A 5,049-nucleotide genomic window follows, 5' to 3' on the forward strand; every position below is an offset into this window, starting at 1 on the left:
AACAGACTTATCTAGCTCTGCCATTAACTCTTGAACACAGGTCAAGATAATTCGTAAGTGCTCTGCCGTGACCTACTGGGTCTGCTCAGCCAGGACAGTCACCTGTAAGATGTCACGGCTAATCTGTTCAACCTTCTGGGACTGCCAGAGGGTAAACCAGTCCGTCACTGTCTGCTTCCTCTCAACCAAGTCCATCAGCTTTTGACGGACAAAGGGGGAGAATTGCTCTGCGTGTTCTTGCCTCATCAGCTCCTGAATCTGCTCCAGTTCCTCTGAGATCAGATTGATTTCCTTGCGAATAATGCGGTAGTGGTCTGTCATAATGTCATACTCCTTCTCTACTTGCCTCTATCGGGTCTGACCCGATACCGTATCAGATACGGGTGCTTTCTGAAAGCCTCACACTTTCCTTTTCGGCTTTTGCGAGCTCAGTTATTGTGTCCACAATAACCCAAAATCTAATCGCCAGCTGACCAAAACCTTACAGGTTGGTCAGCCGACGATAAGAAAATGTGGTGGCTTCTCCCCCAAACCCCTAAACAAAATCAAGACTTGATTTTCTAAACCTAGATAGAGTGTAACAAGACAGAGCTGGAAAAATTATCACAGGAAAGAAAAAGAGCTGATTGGCTCTTGGAAATTAAATACTCTTAATTGTTTCAATGACAAATATACTAAATCAATCTCTTTCACATTCTTTTATATATACCAAATTCATGTAACCTATCTCTTTTGACTTTAGCATTTTCAATATGTTTTTTATAATCTCGTTTAAAATTTTCTAGACTGACCAAAGATACATATGAATCATATTCATCATCATAAAGATCATTACATGGATTTCTCTTATAACTTGACTTGATATTCAGCATATTCTTTCTAACCAAGTTATTAAAATATTTCAAAGTCCTACATGATTTAACTTCTTGACACTGAGAACAATTGTGAGTGCTTTCTTCAAGTAATAATTCTTTAGCTTCTTTAGTATATACTGCTACTACGCCATTTGTTCTGTTGTTCTTTCTATCTTCCAAAGAGTATCTAAGTTCAGTATCTAAGTTCACCATAAAGCCAATCATCATAATTTCCAATCCAATTCTTTCTATAAGAAACGGCCTCTGGAGTTAATAATACAATTGTAACCGATGTATCTTTTAACTTCTCATATAGATATTCCTGAATAGTGTCCTCACTCATTTGACTTCTATCAACATCTTCTGATCTATTAATTACCTCAGTAGATTCATCAAATAAATCAACTAGTTCATCTTTAATCTCTTTTCCATCACTAAAACGAAATGAAATAAATACTTTTGTTGCCATTATCTAACTCCTTCAATAATTTCATTTATTGTATTAAAAACTTTTATAGCATCTTCTTCGTTCTCTAAATCATTCCAATAATCGTTTAGATATGAATAGTCCCCGGACTCTTTCATCTCATCAAAAATTTCTTTTGCAGCAAATCCAGTAGAAGCAATTGGGATTATTATTTTTCCTTTTTCTTTAGCTATCTGGAATTCCTCCATCATACCAGAAGCCAATACTACTTCACCATTAACTTTTTTATTACCGAATATAAATATACAAGCTCCAGCCTCATTAATCATTTGATTGCGATTCTCTGTCCAGCGCTCAGCTAGAGACTTTTCTCCATCGTCATGTTGAGGAAAAGGAAACAGTCCAAGATGCTCACTGACATGCCTATATTTGGTTTTATAAATTTCATCTAGAGCTCCATTTATAATACTACTACCTATCCCAAGTCCGAATCCTGATATAATTTTATAATTTTTTGAAACAAGAAAACGTGATAAATCATAGCAGAATTGATTTACTTTTTCTTCACTCCAATTTTCATTGTGATCAGAGATACTACCTGAAATAAAAATTGTATTTTTGAGATACTCTTCCTCAATTTTGGATATTAGCTTTGGTATCTCAGAATAATCATCAACTAGAACTGTATCTATTCCATAGCGCATTAAATCTCTAATTTTTAAATCTTGTTTGATTTTAGCATAGAGGTAGTCATCTTGATTATCATAATCTTGTTCTAAAACCTGCTTTTGAATACAATAATGTTCTCTTGTACGCTCTCCTAGTAAAATTTTTACCTTCCCTAAAATAGACTCTAAGTTCGGATCTTCGAAACTAAATCCCACAAATAAAAATGTTTTAGATATTAAATCACCTCGTAATGCTGTTACAAATAACGAATTTTTATCACTATACCTTTCATAATCATCTTTTGAGATAACTGCTTCATTCGGTGAATCTACGTCACCATGCATTTTATAAACAACTGCGTCACTATCCGGTCGGCTAACTGCTAAATCATCTATTTTTCTCTTTATATCTCCTCTACGATTATTCTTAATTAATCCATTTTCAATTACCTTATCATAATTAGTTGTCCAATATGTAGTAATAGGAAGTCGCGTTAATAGATTCATAACCTCAGTTTCCGCACCTGGACTAGAAAACTGGCTAATAATTTCTTGGTTAACAGGGCCTCTATTTCCAGATTTATAGTTTATATAATATTGAGTTAGTCCGATTAAATCAGTCTCTTTTTCAATATCTAAACCAATTTCAGTTGCAAATGGTGCTACAAGCTTTTTCCAATTAACAAATCCTGCATCAACTGATGTTCCTGCACCAGCAAATACTGCTGCATTTCCTTCTTGTATAGTCTTTGAAAATTTTTTTATAAACACTTCTTCTCTCATAATAATTTCTCCTTCTACTAATAGAGTCTACCATTTTTTATTGCTCTGAGCGGTTGATAATCCTGAATTAATTGACTCCTACTTTTTACTTGTCTATTTTGTCTATATCTATCAATATAGAATCCTTCACTACTTGCATTATTTGATTTATAATCAAAAGTTCCTATTTCCCATGCACACCATTCCCTAATTTGTCTACTACCTCCTTGCAGTCCCAATTCGCTATTTAAAGTTCTTAGGAATAACAATTGAGCAGAATTGTTGATTGCTGATAATAAATTGTTTTTTATTTTTTTAGTTAATAATCCTTGTGCCTGGTGCATCCAGTCTATGTATAAGTAGATCCCCTTATCGTAAAAATATAAAAACAATCCCAAAGTATATATCCTATCAACATAGGCATGGGAAAGGAAGACTTGGTTGTTCCTATTTACTTGAGTTATAGGGTATTCACTATTTAGAATTTCAATAAGATTATCTGTATATACAATTTGTGCATTTTGAAATTCTGTAATAGCATCTAGTACTTTTAAAATACATCTCCGTATATTTGAAGTAAGTTTTTTTGAGTTTTGATTATATTTTACCCATTTCTTCTCATCGTATATCAATTTGGACAGTACTTCTAGTAATTTTTCTCTATGAGTAAATTCAGACTGACTTTTCAAATTATAATAGTTTTCTAGATTATCATTTACGAATCCTCCCAGTAAATACTGTAGCTCACTTAACAAATCTTCTGGCAATCTGTCGTTACTATCCAATGAAAATAAGACATCTTCTACTCCGTCAATCAAATTACTTGAAAAATCTAATTCCTCAATTTCACTATGGTAATTCAATCTATTAAAAAATTTTGTCACATAATTGTCAATAATTTTTCCTCTAGATAGCTCTATACTTAATTCATCATTCATATCTCATTTAAACCCTTTCAACTCATAATCCAAGTTACCGAAATTCTCTCAACCGTTCTTTCCCCACCTTCATCATCTCCTTCTCCACCTTACTCCATTTTCCGAAGAGACATTCTTGTAGCACTTCTGCTGCTGAGCCTTCATCCATCTCAGAATCATAGACACAGGTTCGATCCCTCTGGTATATCTGAATCTGGTCAAAAATTTTGCCCTGCTCTAACTCTCGAAGATTCCCCACCAAATGCTCCACGATGCCATCATGATGCTCTTTAGGGGTTGCTCTAGCCTGATTGGGGTCTATGGCATAAAGCTCCTCATAGCGGATAAGCGTGCTGAGGTAGGACAACTCTGGCTTAGTCGCCATCACGACCAAGGACACTTTGTAGCTTCTTGAGCGTAATAGCAGAGCTGTTTGTCGAGGCACTTGAGCTGCTCTCAAAGTCCCTTCAATAAGCACGTGATAGCCTTGCTTACTCAACTCCTCAACTAAGCATTCAACCATTTGCCCCGCAAATTCTTTGGTGTAATCAACACTATCCTTACCATAGGTTTCCTGTAAAGCCAGATAATTGGGATGCAAGGAACGGTAACTATCCCCGTCAATAATGATGATATTGCCTTGAAATTCTTTTTGCTTAATCCGATGAATGGTCGTCTTCCCTGCTCCGCTTTGTCCACCTAGTAAGGTGGCCTGGGGGTTTTGCGAGCTTGTTTTTCCTTTAGTTAAGGTACGAATTGTTCGTTTTAGGGCTAATTCAAAGTCTGATTGGTTAAATGCTTCTAAGGTCATCAAGCTACCACCTGATGCTCGGTCATTTCTAACATCCGCTCAATGCCATCTAAGTAACCATTATAACGCTCGACTTCATCAAAGCTTTCCACCAGGTAAATCTTGGTATTGATGAGGTCTGACAGGTCATCGCTCATCAAGACCCAAGGATTGGTGTCATCATCAAAGGCAATGCCCAATCCATCCTGGTGACGATATAATCTGGATAAAACGGCCGCGCCTCGCTCCTTCATGACCTCAATTTTTAAGGTCAACTGGTAATCTTCTACTGGCGTCAACATCTTTTCTTCCCCCACAATATCCACATAAGAAACATTAAACTGACGACAAATGCGATCTATCAAGTCGGTTGATACAGAGCTTGCGCCATTCTCGTAACGGCTCAGGCTATTACGAGAAATCCCAATCTTCTCCGCAAACTCCGACTGAGATAATTGTTGTGCCTGGCGAAGAGCCTTAATATTTTCTTGAATCATCGTAAACCTCATTCTTAATTTTTTTACTCTATTATAGCATAAACACGGAGATATTGCACCATTTTTGGTGCAATAAACGCTAATGACTTTTTGACGAAAAAATTGTATACTGATAATAAATAGTTATCGGGAGG

At 35.9% G+C, this 5,049-nt stretch carries 6 protein-coding genes and 1 pseudogene; all 7 read right to left on the bottom strand.

What is annotated here, in order from left to right; all coding sequences use genetic code 11:
- A pseudogene (locus tag ACMZ6Z_RS08850) lies at positions 1-321 on the bottom strand (SAG1252 family conjugative relaxosome accessory protein); the annotation flags it as partial.
- Between the two features lie 368 nt (positions 322-689).
- Complete coding sequence (locus ACMZ6Z_RS08855; RefSeq protein WP_416132179.1) at positions 690-1,082, bottom strand: hypothetical protein; 393 nt, start codon at positions 1,080-1,082, stop codon at positions 690-692.
- Positions 1,048-1,323, bottom strand: a complete 276-nt coding sequence (locus ACMZ6Z_RS08860) for a TIR domain-containing protein (RefSeq protein WP_416132180.1) — start codon at positions 1,321-1,323, stop codon at positions 1,048-1,050. The genes ACMZ6Z_RS08855 and ACMZ6Z_RS08860 overlap by 35 nt, the downstream gene beginning before the upstream one ends.
- The gene (locus ACMZ6Z_RS08865; protein WP_416132181.1) at positions 1,323-2,732 is read right to left on the bottom strand and encodes an SIR2 family protein; all 1,410 of its coding nucleotides are present in this window, start codon (positions 2,730-2,732) and stop codon (positions 1,323-1,325) included. The genes ACMZ6Z_RS08860 and ACMZ6Z_RS08865 overlap by 1 nt, the downstream gene beginning before the upstream one ends.
- A 17-nt stretch (positions 2,733-2,749) precedes the next feature.
- Positions 2,750-3,649 (bottom strand): hypothetical protein, encoded by a 900-nt coding sequence (locus tag ACMZ6Z_RS08870; RefSeq protein WP_416132182.1) that lies wholly within the window; start codon positions 3,647-3,649, stop codon positions 2,750-2,752.
- Between the two features lie 34 nt (positions 3,650-3,683).
- Complete coding sequence (gene pezT, locus ACMZ6Z_RS08875; protein WP_416132183.1) at positions 3,684-4,439, bottom strand: type II toxin-antitoxin system toxin PezT; 756 nt, start codon at positions 4,437-4,439, stop codon at positions 3,684-3,686.
- The gene (gene pezA / locus ACMZ6Z_RS08880; protein ID WP_416132184.1) at positions 4,439-4,915 is read right to left on the bottom strand and encodes a type II toxin-antitoxin system antitoxin PezA; all 477 of its coding nucleotides are present in this window, start codon (positions 4,913-4,915) and stop codon (positions 4,439-4,441) included. The genes pezT and pezA overlap by 1 nt, the downstream gene beginning before the upstream one ends.
- Positions 4,916-5,049: the final 134 nt, after the last annotated feature.

Source organism: Streptococcus pluranimalium (genome assembly GCF_047785705.1).
In the GTDB taxonomy this organism is placed as follows: domain Bacteria; phylum Bacillota; class Bacilli; order Lactobacillales; family Streptococcaceae; genus Streptococcus; species Streptococcus pluranimalium_A.

Excerpts from the sequence above, each read along its gene's own strand:
- ACMZ6Z_RS08860 (WP_416132180.1), bottom strand. The coding sequence starts at position 1,323 with ATGGCAACAAAAGTATTTATTTCATTTCGTTTTAGTGATGGAAAAGAG.
- ACMZ6Z_RS08865 (WP_416132181.1), bottom strand. The coding sequence starts at position 2,732 with ATGAGAGAAGAAGTGTTTATAAAAAAATTTTCAAAGACTATACAAGAA.
- pezT (WP_416132183.1), bottom strand. The coding sequence starts at position 4,439 with ATGACCTTAGAAGCATTTAACCAATCAGACTTTGAATTAGCCCTAAAA.
- ACMZ6Z_RS08855 (WP_416132179.1), bottom strand. The coding sequence starts at position 1,082 with ATGATGATTGGCTTTATGGTGAACTTAGATACTGAACTTAGATACTCT.
- pezA (WP_416132184.1), bottom strand. The coding sequence starts at position 4,915 with ATGATTCAAGAAAATATTAAGGCTCTTCGCCAGGCACAACAATTATCT.
- ACMZ6Z_RS08870 (WP_416132182.1), bottom strand. The coding sequence starts at position 3,649 with ATGAATGATGAATTAAGTATAGAGCTATCTAGAGGAAAAATTATTGAC.